Annotated in this window: 1 protein-coding gene; it reads left to right on the top strand. The window is 43.4% G+C overall.

The genetic code is table 11. The annotated features are described in order from the left end of the window. Positions 1-127: 127 nt before the first annotated feature. Positions 128-1515, top strand: a 1388-nt coding sequence (locus tag NG798_RS27640) for a YncE family protein (protein ID WP_375339011.1), incomplete at its 3' end; no start/stop codon positions are given.

The raw sequence follows: 1515 nt of genomic DNA, 5'->3' as shown, positions 1-1515 counted from the left end.
GCATTAGATGCAAATACAACTGTTAGTTTAACGGCTTTAAATCAAGCACAATTATCATTACCGATTCCTGAAGGATTCCAGTTTGCCGGTGCATTTAATTTAGAGAAAGCGTGAGAACGCTTTAAACGTGCCGGCACAATTGGCAATACCGGCACCAGCGGGGATGCAAGCAGGTACGGAAGTTTACTTTATGAGGAAAGGAGCATTACCGGATGAAACCGGCACATGGAATCCTATTTGGCTACAAGAAGAATCAGGAATTGTGGGAAATGATGGTATGATTCGTACCTCTTCACCACCGTATCCGGGGGTGATTAGACCAGGCGAATATATGGTAGCTTATGCTGAAATTACTGGTAGCGCTACCCTTGTAAAAGGACAGCTTACTCTCAACTATAATTTCCCGTTAGCCTTTTTTGGAATTATTGATCCTAGAGGCAATATCGGCCAATTAATTGAGCCTGACAATTTTGTAACTATCCCTGCTTTTACAGTTACTTATGATATTTCCTCTGTGAAAGTTATAGCGATTCCTAAAGTAGGGTTGCCGGTGATTACTGAAGTAGGAGTGCAGCGTTCTACGGATGGGCTGGCAACATTTGAGACATCCTTAAATATGTCGGCTCCTGTGGATAATGACCCAACAGAACCACCTATTTTACAAAAAGCTTCTCTACAATTTAATGATGAATCTAACAATCCTTTTCTGGGGGGAGAGCCGGTTTTATTTTTAACCGGCTCCAACGTTTTAGTCGATAAGGGCAGTGATCCTAAAGGTAGCCGGTTTGAAGATTTAATAGTTAAATTTTATGTCGGGGATGAGGTTTATGAAGGAACCGTATTGCCTAATCTCAGCCAAGCATTAGGCGACAATCAATTTAAAGTAGCAGTTAAAGTTCCCAACACCGTTGCACTCGGAGTCTCTCAAATTTCTATCAGCCGGAGACAGAACGAACTCGTCGGTCAAAATAGTACACAGCCAGTATATGAAGAAGTCGAATACGACAGCAATGAAATTCAGTTAAACACCGGCGCTGAATACATTTTTGCAGCGCTGCGGGGTGCAGATCGAGTGGCAGTTCTTGACGGCACTGATCCCGAATCAGTAGTGGAAAATGGCAACAGCAACGACTTGCAATTAGTTAGCATTCCTGTTGGTACTGATAATATTACAGATCGACCCCGCGAACTGGCTGTAACGAGCGATGCCACCCGCGTTTATGTAGTATTGGGAGGCTCAAGAAGCGTGGCATTAGTAGATGCGCTCGCACTACAACAAGTCGATACGAATCCTGATACTCCTGAAGTCAATCCCATCAATTTACCTACCGGCGCATCACCCCAATCAATTGTCATTGATTCGAGGGACGAATACGCTTATATTACTGATGGAATAACCGGCAGGATTTACGTTCTCGATATCGACCCATTTTCGACAACTTATCATCAAGTTATTCAAACAATTGCCGTCCCTCAAGCGACTTCGGGCTTGCGACAAATAGCTATTAATAGTGA

The organism is Ancylothrix sp. D3o, assembly GCF_025370775.1.
Taxonomy (GTDB): Bacteria; Cyanobacteriota; Cyanobacteriia; order Cyanobacteriales; family Oscillatoriaceae; genus Ancylothrix.
Note: the sequence above shows the minus strand (reverse complement) of the source record. Positions and strands in the feature narration are given on the sequence as shown.